This window comes from Pontiella desulfatans (assembly GCF_900890425.1).
Classification (GTDB): domain Bacteria; phylum Verrucomicrobiota; class Kiritimatiellia; order Kiritimatiellales; family Pontiellaceae; genus Pontiella; species Pontiella desulfatans.
The window spans coordinates 344,249-356,838 of record NZ_CAAHFG010000003.1; the positions used below are offsets into that span (position 1 = coordinate 344,249).

General features: G+C 58.4%; 17 protein-coding genes. 1 reads left to right on the plus strand and 16 read right to left on the minus strand.

Going from position 1 to position 12,590, the window contains the following annotated elements:
* The 5 genes from E9954_RS22490 to E9954_RS22510 form a co-directional block, all read right to left on the minus strand.
* Nucleotides 1-1,230 carry an exonuclease SbcCD subunit D C-terminal domain-containing protein gene (locus E9954_RS22490; RefSeq protein ID WP_136081535.1) on the minus strand — a complete coding sequence of 410 codons (1,230 nt, stop codon included), beginning with the start codon at nucleotides 1,228-1,230 and terminating at the stop codon, nucleotides 1-3.
* Complete coding sequence (gene hemB / locus E9954_RS22495) at nucleotides 1,230-2,210, minus strand: porphobilinogen synthase (RefSeq protein WP_136081536.1); 981 nt, start codon at nucleotides 2,208-2,210, stop codon at nucleotides 1,230-1,232. The genes E9954_RS22490 and hemB overlap by 1 nt, the downstream gene beginning before the upstream one ends.
* Before the next feature lie 172 nt (nucleotides 2,211-2,382).
* Entirely contained in the window at nucleotides 2,383-3,273 is an 891-nt protein-coding gene (zupT, locus tag E9954_RS22500; RefSeq protein ID WP_136081537.1) for a zinc transporter ZupT, read from the minus strand.
* Nucleotides 3,270-3,803 (minus strand): protein-tyrosine phosphatase family protein, encoded by a 534-nt coding sequence (locus E9954_RS22505; protein ID WP_136081538.1) that lies wholly within the window; start codon nucleotides 3,801-3,803, stop codon nucleotides 3,270-3,272. Before E9954_RS22505 ends, zupT begins: the two co-directional genes overlap by 4 nt.
* Nucleotides 3,804-3,868: 65 nt before the next feature.
* Nucleotides 3,869-4,252, minus strand: a complete 384-nt coding sequence (locus E9954_RS22510; protein ID WP_136081539.1) for a DUF302 domain-containing protein — start codon at nucleotides 4,250-4,252, stop codon at nucleotides 3,869-3,871.
* Between the two features lie 96 nt (nucleotides 4,253-4,348).
* Between E9954_RS22510 and E9954_RS22515 the strand changes: the two genes are divergently transcribed.
* Nucleotides 4,349-4,999 carry a Crp/Fnr family transcriptional regulator gene (locus E9954_RS22515; RefSeq protein ID WP_136081540.1) on the plus strand — a complete coding sequence of 217 codons (651 nt, stop codon included), beginning with the start codon at nucleotides 4,349-4,351 and terminating at the stop codon, nucleotides 4,997-4,999.
* A 73-nt stretch (nucleotides 5,000-5,072) separates the two neighbouring features.
* Here the strand turns inward: E9954_RS22515 and E9954_RS22520 are convergent, their stop codons facing one another.
* The 11 genes from E9954_RS22520 to E9954_RS22565 form a co-directional block, all read right to left on the minus strand.
* Nucleotides 5,073-5,402, minus strand: coding sequence for a cupin domain-containing protein (locus E9954_RS22520; protein WP_136081541.1), 330 nt, complete (start codon nucleotides 5,400-5,402; stop codon nucleotides 5,073-5,075).
* 113 nt (nucleotides 5,403-5,515) lie between these two features.
* Nucleotides 5,516-6,322, minus strand: coding sequence for an ATP-binding protein (locus E9954_RS22525; RefSeq protein ID WP_136081542.1), 807 nt, complete (start codon nucleotides 6,320-6,322; stop codon nucleotides 5,516-5,518).
* Nucleotides 6,323-6,453: 131 nt separating this feature from the next.
* Nucleotides 6,454-6,582 carry a PIN domain-containing protein gene (locus tag E9954_RS33535; RefSeq protein WP_281281262.1) on the minus strand — a complete coding sequence of 43 codons (129 nt, stop codon included), beginning with the start codon at nucleotides 6,580-6,582 and terminating at the stop codon, nucleotides 6,454-6,456.
* Nucleotides 6,579-6,779, minus strand: a complete 201-nt coding sequence (locus E9954_RS22530; protein WP_136081543.1) for a type II toxin-antitoxin system VapB family antitoxin — start codon at nucleotides 6,777-6,779, stop codon at nucleotides 6,579-6,581. Before E9954_RS22530 ends, E9954_RS33535 begins: the two co-directional genes overlap by 4 nt.
* Nucleotides 6,780-6,870: 91 nt before the next feature.
* Nucleotides 6,871-7,527, minus strand: a complete 657-nt coding sequence (gene nth / locus E9954_RS22535; protein ID WP_136081544.1) for an endonuclease III — start codon at nucleotides 7,525-7,527, stop codon at nucleotides 6,871-6,873.
* Nucleotides 7,524-8,039: a GNAT family N-acetyltransferase gene (locus tag E9954_RS22540; RefSeq protein WP_136081545.1), complete on the minus strand. Its 516-nt coding sequence runs from the start codon at nucleotides 8,037-8,039 to the stop codon at nucleotides 7,524-7,526. The genes nth and E9954_RS22540 overlap by 4 nt, the downstream gene beginning before the upstream one ends.
* Nucleotide 8,040: 1 nt before the next feature.
* Nucleotides 8,041-8,874, minus strand: a complete 834-nt coding sequence (locus tag E9954_RS22545; protein ID WP_136081546.1) for a class I SAM-dependent methyltransferase — start codon at nucleotides 8,872-8,874, stop codon at nucleotides 8,041-8,043.
* A 2-nt stretch (nucleotides 8,875-8,876) separates the two neighbouring features.
* Entirely contained in the window at nucleotides 8,877-9,665 is a 789-nt protein-coding gene (locus E9954_RS22550; protein ID WP_136081547.1) for an inositol monophosphatase family protein, read from the minus strand.
* Between the two features lie 56 nt (nucleotides 9,666-9,721).
* Complete coding sequence (locus E9954_RS22555) at nucleotides 9,722-10,321, minus strand: hypothetical protein (protein ID WP_136081548.1); 600 nt, start codon at nucleotides 10,319-10,321, stop codon at nucleotides 9,722-9,724.
* A 71-nt stretch (nucleotides 10,322-10,392) separates the two neighbouring features.
* Complete coding sequence (gene floA, locus E9954_RS22560; protein ID WP_136081549.1) at nucleotides 10,393-11,403, minus strand: flotillin-like protein FloA; 1,011 nt, start codon at nucleotides 11,401-11,403, stop codon at nucleotides 10,393-10,395.
* Nucleotides 11,400-12,587: a bactofilin family protein gene (locus E9954_RS22565; protein WP_136081550.1), complete on the minus strand. Its 1,188-nt coding sequence runs from the start codon at nucleotides 12,585-12,587 to the stop codon at nucleotides 11,400-11,402. Before E9954_RS22565 ends, floA begins: the two co-directional genes overlap by 4 nt.
* Nucleotides 12,588-12,590: the final 3 nt, after the last annotated feature.

Below are 12,590 nucleotides of genomic sequence, written 5' to 3' on the forward strand. Positions count from 1 at the left end.
CTATTCCGCGTGAATATCACCCTCTGCGTGGGTTTGGAGGATTTCGGCGTAGGCGGCGGTGAGCTCGGGGCGCTGGCCGTAGGGGATTGCGTGGGCTTCGAGGCAACGGGCGAAGACGTCGGTGGGTTCAAGGTCGTCGAGGGTTTCGGCGGTGTCGATCCGCTGGAGGACGCGGTCGATGACGCGGCGGTTTTTGATGCGGCGGATTTCGAGGTTCGTACCGTCGATGGCCGCTTCAACCTGGTCGCGCAGGTCGGGGACGATTTCGTCGCCGGTATATTCGATTTCGATCCAGGCGGTGCTGCGTTCCAGCGTGAGCTGCTTGAGGGCTTCGAGGATTTCGTCCAGCGTTCCGGCGATGCGGCGGAGGGGCTGGAAGCAGGGAACGGAGATTTCGGTGACGGTTGGCGCGCGGCCTTCGAAGTCGATTTCCAGGACGAGCTTTTGCTGGTTGGCTTCGCCGAAGCCCATGGGGATGGGGGAGCCGCAGTAGCGCATGGTGTCGCTATGGGCTACCCGCTGCGGAACATGGAGGTGGCCGAGTGCGAGATAATCGAAGCAGGCGGGAAAGGCGGCAGCCTCCACCTGGTCGAGCGAGCCGACGTTGAGGTCGCGCACGCCGTCGTCGGCCACGGTGGTTCCGCCGGCGGCGAAGCAGTGCCCCATCCCGATGATGGGCAGGTCGCGGTCGCCGCGCGCGGCTTCGGCGCGGTTGCCGATGTTGGAATAGTGTGCGCGGTAGCCCTCGGCGAGCTTGGCGCGTTTGTCGTCGATCGATTCCCCCGCCTCGGCTTGGCGGATGTCGCGGTCGCGCAGGTAGGGGACGGCGCAGACGATGGCTTCCGGATCGCCGGCGGCATTGCGGCAGACAACGATTTCGTCGTCCGGGTTTCCGGTATTGATGGCTCCAACCACATGGACGCGCAGCGCGCCCAGCAACGCCTTGGGTGCGTTCAGGAACGAGGGCGAATCGTGGTTGCCGCCAATGACGACGACCTGGCGGCAGGCGACCGAATGGGCGATGCGGCAGAGGAAGGAATAGTAGAGTTCCTGTGCATGGTTGCCGGGGGAGGTGGTGTCGAACACGTCGCCCGCGATCAGCAACAAATCAATCTGCTCGTGCTCAATGTGTTCCGCCAGCCAGTCGAGGAATTCCGCAAACTCGTCATGGCGCCGGCGGCCATAAAGCGAGCGCCCGAGGTGCCAGTCGGAGGTGTGCAGGACTTTCATCAATCCCGGAATAGTTCGTTATACTGGTTCGCCCAGTAGGAGATGAGAATGTCGGCTCCGGCGCGGGTGAGGGCCATGGTCGATTCCTGTACCATGGCCTTGAGGTCGCCCCAGCCGCGCTGGGCGGTGGCGTGGAGCATGGAATATTCGCCGCTGACGTTGTAGGCCGCGAGCGGCAGGTCGGTGGTGGCCCGCAGCTCGGCGAGGATGTCGAGGTAGAAGAGCGAGGGTTTGACCATCAGCATGTCGGCCCCTTCGGCTTCGTCGAATTCCGATTCCCTCAACGCGGTTCTAAGATCTCCATACGATGCCTGATACCCCTTGCGGTCGCCCTTGCCGGGCTTCGATTTTTCCGCATCGCGGAACGGGCCGTACATGGAGGAGGCAAACTTGGTGGAATAGCTCATCAGGATGGTTTCAATCAGTCCGGCATCGTCGAGTCCTTCGCGGATGGCCATGATCTGCCCATCCATCATGGCGCTGGGCGCAACAATGTCTGCGCCCGCCGCCGCCTGCGAAACGCAGATCTTGGCGAGGTTTGCAATGGCGGCATCGTTGTCGACCTCGCCGGAGCGGGTCAGCGGGCCGCAGTGGCCATGGTCGGTATAGGCGCAGACGCAAGCGTCGGCGGCAACCACGAGATCGGGGAACTTGTTTTTAACCAGGCGAATGGCGCGCTGGACGGTTCCATCTTCATTGTAGGCTTCGGAGCCGTTGGAATCCTTTTTCGCGTCTTCGGCCAGCCCGAACAGCAGGATGCTGCCGATTCCGGTTTCAACCATCGGCTCAAGCTCGATCAGCAACTGGTCGATGCTCAGGCGGTATTGGCCGGGCATCGATTCGATTTCCTCGCGCTTGCCCTCGCCTTCGATCACAAACGTTGGCCACATGAATGTTGCAGGGGGCGGCAGGGGGGCATCCAGCATTCTGCGGATGCCCGCGCTCTGGCGCAGGCGTCTAAGTCGTACTTCGGGAAACATCTACCTTCTCCTGGTTTTCCATCAATGGAAAAGCAATGTACGGATTTTTGCCAAGGGCGGGAAGAAAAACCGAAACCGCAAAAGTATATCATCCAACCACCACGATCGTGGTAGTTGGATGATATACTTGCCGGTTGCGGGGGTGCGGAGTTGGGACTGCTTGCCGGGGAGGTTAGCGCATCAGCAGGAGGCTCAGCGCCATGACGAGCATGCCGCCAACAAGGCCGAAGAGGGAGTCGTGGCCCTTGCCGTAGGCGCGGCTGGTGGGCAGGAGCTCGTCGAGGCTGATGTAGACCATGATGCCGGCGACGCCGCCGAAGAGGATGCCCATGACCTGCGGCGGAATGACGCCGCCCTCGCCGACGAAAAGGGTGAGTGCGAAATAGGCGATGATGGCGCCGACGGGTTCGGCCAGGCCGCTGAGGAAGGAATAGATGAAGGCTTTCTTGCGGTTGCCGGTGGCATAGAAGATGGGAACGGAAACGCTGATGCCTTCCGGAATGTTGTGCAGGGCAATGGCGATGGCGATCGGAATGCCGAGGCTGGGATCTTCCAGTGCGGCCAGGAAGGTGGCCAGGCCTTCGGGAAAGTTGTGGATGGCGATGGCGAGGGCGGTGAAGAGCCCCATGCGCATCAGTTTATGGTTATGTTTGGTATGCTGTTCCTCATCAGCGATGGTTTTCATTTTCAGTTCATCCGATGTGGGCATCGGCGCATCGGGATTGTGCAGGGGGGCGGTCTCGAACTCGGCGTGGATTTCGTGCGGGTTTTCGGCGTGGGGGATGAGGGCGTCAATGATGCCGATGAGCGCCATGCCGCCAAAGAAGGAGGCGCAGTTGATCCAGTGTCCCATGGGGTCGCCATAGGATTCGACCAGCGAGTCGACCCCCTTGATGAAGATTTCGACGAAGGAGACATAAAGCATGACCCCGGCGGAGAAGCCGGTGGCGATGGACAGGAAACGGAAGTTGGTGCGCTTGGCCATGAAGGCGATGGCGCTGCCGATGCCGGTGGCCATGCCGGCGAAAACCGTCAACCCGAGGGCAAACCAGACGTTGCTCACTTGTTATTCCCCTGCTGGAGCCGCTCGGCAAGGGGGAGGAACCGGTTGGTCAGGCGCACCTGTTCGTCGGTCATTTGGGTTTGCATGTATTGCTTTACATAGATGATGGCGTCTTCGGCCGACATTTTCAGGATGTCGCGTACGATGCAGCTGGTCATGACGCCGGTGCGCCCAACCCCGGCGTTGCAGTGCACGGCCACGTTGGCTCCTGCCCTTAGATAGCAGGCCACCTGGTCGACGACCTTGGAGAAGTCGTGCAGCTCGGGGCTGGTGTAGTCGGCGATCGGGAAGCGGATCGGCTCGATGTTGTTCTTCTTGTAGGTCTCGATCACGTTGCGCTTGGCCTTCTTCGCCAGCTCGACATCGGTCACGAGCATGACCACGAACTCGATTTTCTTTTGCTTATAGATTTTCAGCAGGGCGTTGCCGGGGTCGTAGGGGCCAAAGGGCATGGGGCTGCAATACAGCTTGCCTTTCACATCCAGGGGTATGCGCACGCAGGTTTCTTCTTTTTGGCCAAACAGGAACATCGGACTCTCCGCTAATCGAGATCAACCTAGTACAGTTTCCCCAAGGGCTGGAAGGAAATAGATGCTTATTTAGCCTGTTCGATGATTGCGATGGTGGCTTCCTCCACCTCTTCGGCCACCGCCATCAACTCGGCCGAATCGGAGATGGCCGCGAGCATGGCCTTGGGTTTGATCATGCCGATCTTGGTTTGCCCGTTTTCGGAGTAGACCGAGATGCGGCAGGGTAGCGCCATGTTCAGGCTCATGTCGGCGGTGAGCACGGCATGGGCTTTGTGCGGGTTGCAGATTTCGAGTACCTGGCATTCGTTGGCCAGGTCGACGCCCTTGTTTTTCATGGTTTGCTTGAGGTTGTGGATATGAAGCACTCCGAACTGGTAGTCCTTTGCCGCGGCCTCGACATCCGCAACGGCCTGCTCCACCGACTTGCTGGTCTCAACGATATATTTCATCCTGGGTCTCCGGTGTTTTAACGTTTGCGTAGACTAGCCGTTTTTCCAGTCATTGGAAATTGAAACTTCCGGCAATGGTGTCCAGAGTCGTTCGCCATGAATATTGAGCTGTTTATCAACGAAGCCCCCTTCTTCAAGGGATTGTCCGAAGAGCACCGCGGCGAACTCGCGAGGATATGCCGCCTGGCAAAGGTGAAGAAACGCGAATACCTGTTCCACGAAGGCGAAAAGGGCAGCGATATGTTTTTGCTCGTTGATGGCAACATCCAGTTGCACAAGAATACCGAGGATGGGCGCGAGGTGGTGATTCGGGTCATCAAGCCCGGCGACGTGTTCGCCGAGGTGGTCTTGTTTGAGCGGGAGCGCTATCCCGTTTCGGCCCGTGCCGTAACCCCGGCCGACGTGCTGGTGTTTCCGAAGGCGGGCATCCACCGCCTACTGGCGGAGGAGGGTTTCCGCAACGACTTCATTGCACTACTCATGGCCAAGCAGCGTTATCTGGCCGAGCGCATCCAGGAGCTAACCACCAAGGATGTCGAGCACCGCTTCTTCACCTTCCTTCGCAACCAGTACGGCGAAAAGGAAACCATCCACACGCCGTTGTCCAAGAAGGATATCGCCGCCGCGATCGGCACCACGCCCGAAAGCCTCTCGCGCCTGATCCTGCGCCTGACCGATGACGAGATCATCGATTGGAAAGGCAAGGAGATAAAAATCCTTTCCAATCCCTGGAAGTGGCTGGACTGAAGAGCTTACAGCCTATAGCTAACAGCCGACAGCGGAGTGACATGGCTGCAAGCTGTTGGCTTAAAGCTGAGGGCTACGCTTCTGACCGGATCATGGTGAGCAGCATTTTAAACGGCTGCTCGGCGGCCTGAACATCATGCGGAATGTTAGCCGGCATAATGAACATCTCGCCTTCTTTTACGGTCTGCATCTCACCGTCTACAATAAAAGAACCCTGGCCTTCCACGACCTGAACCACCGCATCGAACGGGGAGGTGTGTTCGCTCAGGCCCTGTCCTTTATCGAAAGAAAAGAGGGTTATGTTTCCAACCTCTTTTTTCAGCAGGGTTTTACTGATGACCGCTCCGTCGGCATAGCTGACTTCTTTTTTAAGATCTAATGCTCTGTTGATATATTCGTTCATTGTTCTAGTCCTCTCTATCAATATTTTACCACCCGCTTCGCTGAAGATTTGAAGAACACGAAGGGGCTGTTATGTGGTCTTCGTGTCCTTCCAGACTTCGTGGTGAGATCGAGTTATCCTGCGAGTTGTTTGGTGCCCAGCAGCTCGCCGTCGAGGCCGATGGTGACTTCCTCGATCACCAGATCCGACCGGCAGCTCATGGCGTGCGCCTGCTGTGTGATGGCCGTCAACCCGCCGCAGCAGGGTACCGACATGCGGACAATGATGACCTTCGGAATGTTGTTCCCGGCCATGATGCCGGCGAGCTTTTCGACATAGCCCTCGGTCTTGTCGAGCTTGGGGCAGGCGACCACGAGCGAGCGGCCGCGGACAAAGCGCCAATGCACATCCGGTGAAGCAACCGGAGAGCAGGTGCTGAGCACCACGAGTTCCTTGCCTTCGAAGAACGGCGCGGTCGGCGGAACGAGGTGCAGCTGGATCGGCCACTGGTCGAGGTCGGACTTGATGACTTGCCCGGAGACTTCCGTGCTGGCCGCTTTCGGTTTTGCTTCCGCCTTGTCCTTGTTTCCAAAACGAATCTGGAGCCCGGGGCATCCGCCGCCGGCCGGCTTTTGGGCCGCCTGTTCCTTCGCGTCGTGTTCGGCGTTGGCTTCATCGAACCGCTTCAGGGCATCCTCTCCCATTTGTGCAACATGTTCACGGGTGGCATCAATGTCGTAGGCCACCGCCTCCCGCTCAACAATCTGGAGGGCCCCGGTCGGGCAGGTTCCAATGCAATCGCCGAACCCATCGCAAAAATCCTCTTTCACCATTTTGGCTTTTCCGTTCACCAGCTGCAGCGCGCCTTCCGCGCAGCCCACAATACAATCCCCGCATCCGTTGCAGAGGTCTTCGTTGATTTCGATAATTTTACGTTTCATGGCTGACTCCTTGTCTTAAATTGTTGGGCACAGCTTGCCCCCAAATACGAAAGCGTTCCTTGATGGGAGTCAAGAAACGCTTTTTTTCTGAAAAAACCACAACATGGAAGATTCAATAGAGTCCAATAGTATTATTCGGGTACATGCAGAGCGATTGGTAGATGCTCGGCAAATTTTTTAAAATCACCATCGGTCGTATAGATGGTCATCTTGTTTTGCAACGCCTGTGACCATACGCTGGTGTCGACAATGATTTTCATGCACGGGCTCGTTGTTTCTTGTAGTCATAGCCGGAATCGATCTCAACCGTGCCAAACAAGGAAAGGATTTTCCGTTGTTCGAGGTGATTCACATATTCCTCCAGCGCTTCAGTCACGGCGCTCTTTTTGGTTTTATGCCCACCTAGCTTTACTGCTTTTTGGATAAGCTTGTCGTCAATTTGAAGATTAGTAGCCATGAGGAACCTCGTTGTTGATGTGTGGGTTACCGCACAGTTGTTTGTGTGTCAATGGTGGCGTGGTGGCGGATCGGAATCCACCCCCGCGTTTCTACGCCTTGTTCGCCACAAACGGCTTTTTGCGGTTGGGGTGGGTGGTGCGGCAGATTTCGCAGACGGTGCCGTCGCATCCACGGGCGGTGCAATATTCCCGGCCATAGGTGATGAATTGCAGATGCAGGTCTTCCCACTTTTCCGGCGGATAGAGTTTTTTAAGATCCTCCTCGGTCTGCACCACGTTCTTGCCTTTGGTGAGCCCCCAGCGCTGGGCGAGGCGGTGGATGTGGGTATCGACCGGAAAAGCCGGAATCTTGAAGGCGTGGATCATTACCACGCTGGCGGTCTTGTGGCCGACGCCCGGAAGTTCCTCCAGTTGTTCAAATGTGCGCGGCACGACGCCGTCGTACTTTTCCTCCAGCATTTCCGAGAGCCGCTTGATGTTCTTCGCCTTGCTGTTGGCCAAGCCGCAGGTCTGGATGCATTCGAGGATTTCCTCCACCGAAAGCTCCATCATTTCCTGCGGGGTCGAGGCCTTGGCGAAGAGGGCCGGCGTAACCATGTTGACACGCTTGTCGGTGCATTGCGCCGAGAGCAGCACGGCGATCAGCAACGTGAAGGCATCAGTATGGTCGAGCGGGATCGGAATCTCCGGATAGAGTTCTTCCAGCTTGTTGCCGACATACTCGGCGCGTTCTTTTTTGGTTTTCATGATCGAACCGATTTCTCAGGAGATACATTCGTTCCTAGCTTCTTCTCATAGAATAACGCTTTGCCCATTTCTGGATCGAGTTCGTATCCTTCGAACCCAAATTTGCTGTAAACCGCTCGGGCGATGGTGTTGCCCTCTAAAACCTCGAGGGTGATTTTGCAACAGGCGGTCTTCTTCGCGATCTCCTCCACCTTCGCCAGCAGTTGTTTGGATAAACCGCGACCGCGAAATTCGGGAGCGACCGTGAAATCATGGATGTTTAAAATTGGTGCGCACAAGAATGTGGAGAAGTTCTCAAAGCAGATAGCCAGCCCAGCGGGCAAACCATCGATAAAGGCTAGTACAACTCGGCATCCGACGCGCTTTCCCAGTTCAGCAATGAGATGCTTCCTCGTGTGCCCAGATAGTTCCTCGCCGCCACCCATGCAATCCGTGGCGTATTCATTGAGCAAATGCAGGACGGCCCTGGCGTGGGAGGGATCGGACAAATCCGCCAAAATGATTTGGGTCATCTCATTTCACTCCCACCACGTAGGCGACCCAGCCCTGGACGTTTTCGTAGGTTTTGCGGAGGCGGAAGATTTCGTCGGACTCACCCTCGTCGTCGAAGTCGTGCAGATAGACCTCGGCCTTGGCAAAGCCGGCCTCGAGGAGGATTTCCTGGATCTCCATCAGCGTCCAGAGGCGCCATTCGTAGGTGAAGGCCTTTTCGATGCGCCCGAAGCCGGGCACCTTGAAGTGGATATGGCAGGTGGTGTCGTGGTTGATCGGGTTGTAGTCGGCCTGTTCCCATAGATATTCAAAGTCGGGGATCTTCATGCCATCCGGCGTGGTGAGGCCGGGGATCTCGCGGACATCATCGGATTTGGCCATGATGGACTCGGTTCCGCCATAGATGTCCATCACGAAGAGGCCCTCCTCGTTCAGCGATTGATATACGCGTTTGTAATATTCGCGCAGCACCTCGCGCTGCTTGAAGACGCAGAAGGAAAAGTTCAGCGCGAAGGTCATATCGACCTTCGGGGTTTCCGCCTCCAGCACATCGCCGCAAACCAAATGAAGTCGTTTCTTCTGTTGATCCGTGAGCCCGGATACATTGTGTTTGACGCCCCAGTCCAGTGTCGGCTGGTGGAAGTCGATGCCCCAAGCCTCGTGTAGCTTGTTGCGCTGCGCCCAGCGGGCGGCGAGCTTGGCGGTGCCGCAGAAGTCCTCGCGCACGGTCAGCGGTTTGCGCTTCCAATGCTTTTGGTAGACCCGCTTGCCGAAATCCAGGTCGGTGTCGACGTTCTGGACGGAGGCCTCGTAGAGCCAGTGGATGTCGGGAAGGTTTTTTTTCTTTTTGCTCATAATCAGATGCATTTCGTGTGGATGGCGCGCAGGCCCTCGATAAGGTTTCCGTTGGCCACCATCACGGTTGCCCCATGGGGTATTTCCTTATGCGGGTAGAGCGTCATGGCGGCACCGGCCTGTTCCGCGATGAGCCCGGCGGCGGCATAGTCCCACAGGTAGATGCTGGTTTCGAAGAAGCCGTCGCCATGGCCGGCGGCCACGTTGCATATGTCGAGTGCGGCCGCCCCGTTGATGCGCACCTTTTGGGTGTTGAGCGCCAGCATGCGGAACATTTCGAAATGGGGTTCGCTGGCCGACTCCATGTGCTTCGACAGTCCCGTGAAGACCATGGCATCCTGCAGATGGCGGGTTTCCGAAACCTGGATCGGTTCGCCGTTGAGCTTGGCCGGGTCTTCGATGTGCGCGGTGTAGTAGTCGTTGAAATCGGGGGCGAACACGCAACCGGCCAGCACCTTGTCGTGGAAGCGCACGGCGACCGAGCAGCACCAGTAGGGGAATCCATGCGTGTAGTTCATCGTCCCGTCGATCGGGTCGATGATCCACTCATAGCCTTCCGCGGAATTCTGGCGAATATCCTCCTCGCCCAGGATGCCGTGGTCGGGATATTCCTGGGCAATGATGCCCTCGGCAATCCTCTGGCACTCCAGGTCGAGCACCAGCTTGACATCGTGCGTGAAGCTTTCTGTGGCCTCGGTGCGCCGGGCCTTGTTTTCAAGGGCGTGTTTGCCGGCCGCGTCGGCCGCGCAGATCGCCACATCAAGCAGGTCGGATAATGGAATGTTTTTCATTCGCCTATTAAGCTGAACCCCAACGGCCTTGGCAACTTCCAATCAGGACAAGTCGGCTATTTCACAACCGTGTTTTCGAAGTCGGTCGCGTAGGCGCGCGGCGGACTGAAGATCAGGTTGGCGATGATGGCCTTCCTGAGATCGGCCTTGTTGCCCAGTGGAAAGTTGATGCGGCCGGCGGAGTTGCTGCGGAGAATCGCCGGCGTTGCAATGCGGAGGCCTTTTAGGCTGGCGATGCTCGAAGGCATCGATTTCAAGGCCATTTCCATGGGCTCGGCTTGGGCCAGCGGGTGGGTGGCGGCCGCGGCCTTCAGCGAACCCGGAATGGGCATGGGGGCTGGCGGGGGCGTCGGGACAGGTTCCGCAACGGGCTCCTCGAAGGTTGCAGGGGGCCCGGTTTCGAACTCCTCCATTTCCTTCATGTAGTCGGGGCGCTCATAGCCTTCCGGCCAATCGGGAAGCCGGCTCGGTTGTGGTTCCAGCTTGCCGGCGAGGTTTTCGAAAAACTCCTCGATCGTGCCAGGTTCCTTCCTCGGCGGTTTTTGGCCGGGAACGGCGGGTGGTTGTTTGCCTTTCACCCCTTTTTCGAGGATGAATTTCACCAGGTTCACCAGCGCAATGACGATGAAGATTAAAAATGGAACCAGGTCTTCCATAGCCCCTCCGGGGAAGTTCTAACTTCGAAAAACCCAAATCCGAACGTCATTCGGATTTGGGTGTTTAGTGCTTAGGATTTGTTTTCGTCTTCTTCGCCACCGGCGAGCGATTCTCTCATGGAGGTGTCGGCCATGATGTTCTGCATGCGGTAGAAGTCCATCACGCCGAGGTTGCCTTTGCGGAAGGCATCGGCCATGGCCAGCGGCACCTCGGCCTGCGCTTCGATCACCTTCGCCTGCATTTCCTGAACACGGGCGCGCATTTCCTGCTCTTGCGCAATGGCCATCGCGCGGCGCCCTTCGGCTTCGGCCTGCCGCATGATCTTGTCGGCATCGGCACGGTCGGTTTCCAGTTTGGCGCCGACGTTGGCGATTTGCCCGATGCCGGCCACGGAGACATCGGCGATATCGATCGAAACGATCTCGAAGGCGGTCTGCGCATCGAGACCGCTGTTGAGCACCTTGCGGCTGATGGCATCGGGGTTTTCGAGCACTTCCTTATAGGAGACCATCGAGCCTATGGCACTGATGATTCCCTGGCCGACGCGCGCGATGATCGTCTGCTCGGTGGCACCGCCAACGAGGCGTTCGAGGTTGGTGCGGACGGTGACGCGGGCCTTGACCAGCAGACGGATGCCGTCCTTGGCCACGGCGTCGAGCATCCCGCCGGCGGTCTTGTCGGGATCGGGGCAGTCGATGACCTTCGGGTTGACCGAGGTCTGTACGGCATCGACAATGTTGCGGCCGGCGAGGTCGATGGCGGCCGCCTGCTGGAACTTGAGTTCGATGTTGGCCTTGTCGGCGGCGATCATGGCGCGGACGACGTTTTGCATGCTGCCGCCGGCGAGGTAGTGGGCTTCGAGCATGCCGGTGGTGATTTCCAGCCCGGCCTTGATGGCGGAGATATAGGTCAGCACCACCTGGGCAGGGGGCACGTGCCGCAGCTTCATGCCGATCAGGTCGCGGATGCGAACCGGGGCTTCGGCAAAGAGCGCACGCACCCACAGGTTGATCACGGAGATCGCCAGTCCGAACATGACCAGCAGAATCAGGGCAACGGGAACTAGGACAATGTACATCATGGTTGTTTCTCCTCGGGTTTGTATTGTTCGTCTCTCAATTCTTCAAGTTTCTTCAAGTTGGCCGGCACCTGCAGGATCAGCCGTCTCTTCTCAAGCAGGGCGAGGATAAGCGATCCCATGCCGAGCCACAAGACTGTAAGTTGCACGGGAACGCCAATGCCCGGGATGATGGTGGTGGCATAGATGATGGCCAGCCCCAGCCCCATGGCCAGCAAGACGCGGCCGATGGAGGTTCCGATGGAGCGCAGAAGCATGGTGCCGAGCACCAGCGCCATGATGATGCGGCCGAGATAGAACAGGATGCCCCACGACGCGAGGATCAGCGCACCCAGCGGAACGCCGATGATCGACGATGCGGACATGATGCCGAAAATCGGCAGGGCGCCCGACGCCAGGAAGCCGACCCAGAGGCATTTCCACGGCGAGCGCCTGGCCAGCTGCGATGCCATGGCGGTGGTCATCGGAAAGAGGGTGATGAACGGGAGGCCGGCCAGGAACGCCGCGAAGAACCACATGGCCTTCGAGGTGAGCCGCTCCATCGAAAACAGGGGTTCCGTTTCCGGGGCCACCCGCAGGAGCCGGCCGCCGACAATCCCCTCCGCGGGAATCAGCTCCTTGTTGGTGGTATAGGCCAGGTCGCCCTTGAGCTTGGCATCCCGCTTAAGGATGATGTCGGGCGAAAACACCTTGGAGTGGCCTTCGATGGTCCCGCCCAGGGTGGCGACGCGCGCGGAGGTGATGGCGGCATCGCCCCGGATCAACCCCTCGAGAATGATGCTGGTTCCAAGCAGGCGGACGCTGCCGCCGATCACGGCGTTGGTTCCAATGATGATGGTTTCGCCCATGGCGATCACGTTGCCGCCGACCGGCCCGTTGATCCTGACCGACTTGCCGGAGAGCCGCACATTGCGCAGGCATTCCCCGTTCAGGTTGGCCTCCATCGAGGCCGCGCCCCAGAGGTTGCCCTCGAACGTGCCGTTGAGTTGGAGCGGATTGCCCGAAAGGATGAACAGGTCGTTCTTGAACGTTCCTTCGGTTTCGGCAATGCCCGAGAAAACCCACTGCTCGTCGGCCACCACGGTATCCGCGCCGACGGCGTAGACATTGGTGGCAATGAAATCGATGGCCGAAACCTGAAGGGTCAGGAAGGCAAGGAGGGCGGAAAAGTAGATTCTAAAACGCATCGA

Bases quoted from the DNA above. Each gene is read 5' to 3' on its own strand.
- E9954_RS22490 (WP_136081535.1), bottom strand. From the start codon at position 1,230: ATGAAAGTCCTGCACACCTCCGACTGGCACCTCGGGCGCTCGCTTTAT.
- hemB (WP_136081536.1), bottom strand. From the start codon at position 2,210: ATGTTTCCCGAAGTACGACTTAGACGCCTGCGCCAGAGCGCGGGCATC.
- E9954_RS22505 (WP_136081538.1), bottom strand. From the start codon at position 3,803: ATGTTCCTGTTTGGCCAAAAAGAAGAAACCTGCGTGCGCATACCCCTG.
- E9954_RS22510 (WP_136081539.1), bottom strand. From the start codon at position 4,252: ATGAAATATATCGTTGAGACCAGCAAGTCGGTGGAGCAGGCCGTTGCG.
- E9954_RS22515 (WP_136081540.1), top strand. From the start codon at position 4,349: ATGAATATTGAGCTGTTTATCAACGAAGCCCCCTTCTTCAAGGGATTG.
- E9954_RS22520 (WP_136081541.1), bottom strand. From the start codon at position 5,402: ATGAACGAATATATCAACAGAGCATTAGATCTTAAAAAAGAAGTCAGC.
- E9954_RS22525 (WP_136081542.1), bottom strand. From the start codon at position 6,322: ATGAAACGTAAAATTATCGAAATCAACGAAGACCTCTGCAACGGATGC.
- E9954_RS33535 (WP_281281262.1), bottom strand. From the start codon at position 6,582: ATGAAAATCATTGTCGACACCAGCGTATGGTCACAGGCGTTGCAAAAC.
- E9954_RS22530 (WP_136081543.1), bottom strand. From the start codon at position 6,779: ATGGCTACTAATCTTCAAATTGACGACAAGCTTATCCAAAAAGCAGTA.
- nth (WP_136081544.1), bottom strand. From the start codon at position 7,527: ATGAAAACCAAAAAAGAACGCGCCGAGTATGTCGGCAACAAGCTGGAA.
- E9954_RS22540 (WP_136081545.1), bottom strand. From the start codon at position 8,039: ATGACCCAAATCATTTTGGCGGATTTGTCCGATCCCTCCCACGCCAGG.
- E9954_RS22545 (WP_136081546.1), bottom strand. From the start codon at position 8,874: ATGAGCAAAAAGAAAAAAAACCTTCCCGACATCCACTGGCTCTACGAG.
- E9954_RS22550 (WP_136081547.1), bottom strand. From the start codon at position 9,665: ATGAAAAACATTCCATTATCCGACCTGCTTGATGTGGCGATCTGCGCG.
- E9954_RS22555 (WP_136081548.1), bottom strand. From the start codon at position 10,321: ATGGAAGACCTGGTTCCATTTTTAATCTTCATCGTCATTGCGCTGGTG.
- floA (WP_136081549.1), bottom strand. From the start codon at position 11,403: ATGATGTACATTGTCCTAGTTCCCGTTGCCCTGATTCTGCTGGTCATG.
- E9954_RS22565 (WP_136081550.1), bottom strand. From the start codon at position 12,587: ATGCGTTTTAGAATCTACTTTTCCGCCCTCCTTGCCTTCCTGACCCTT.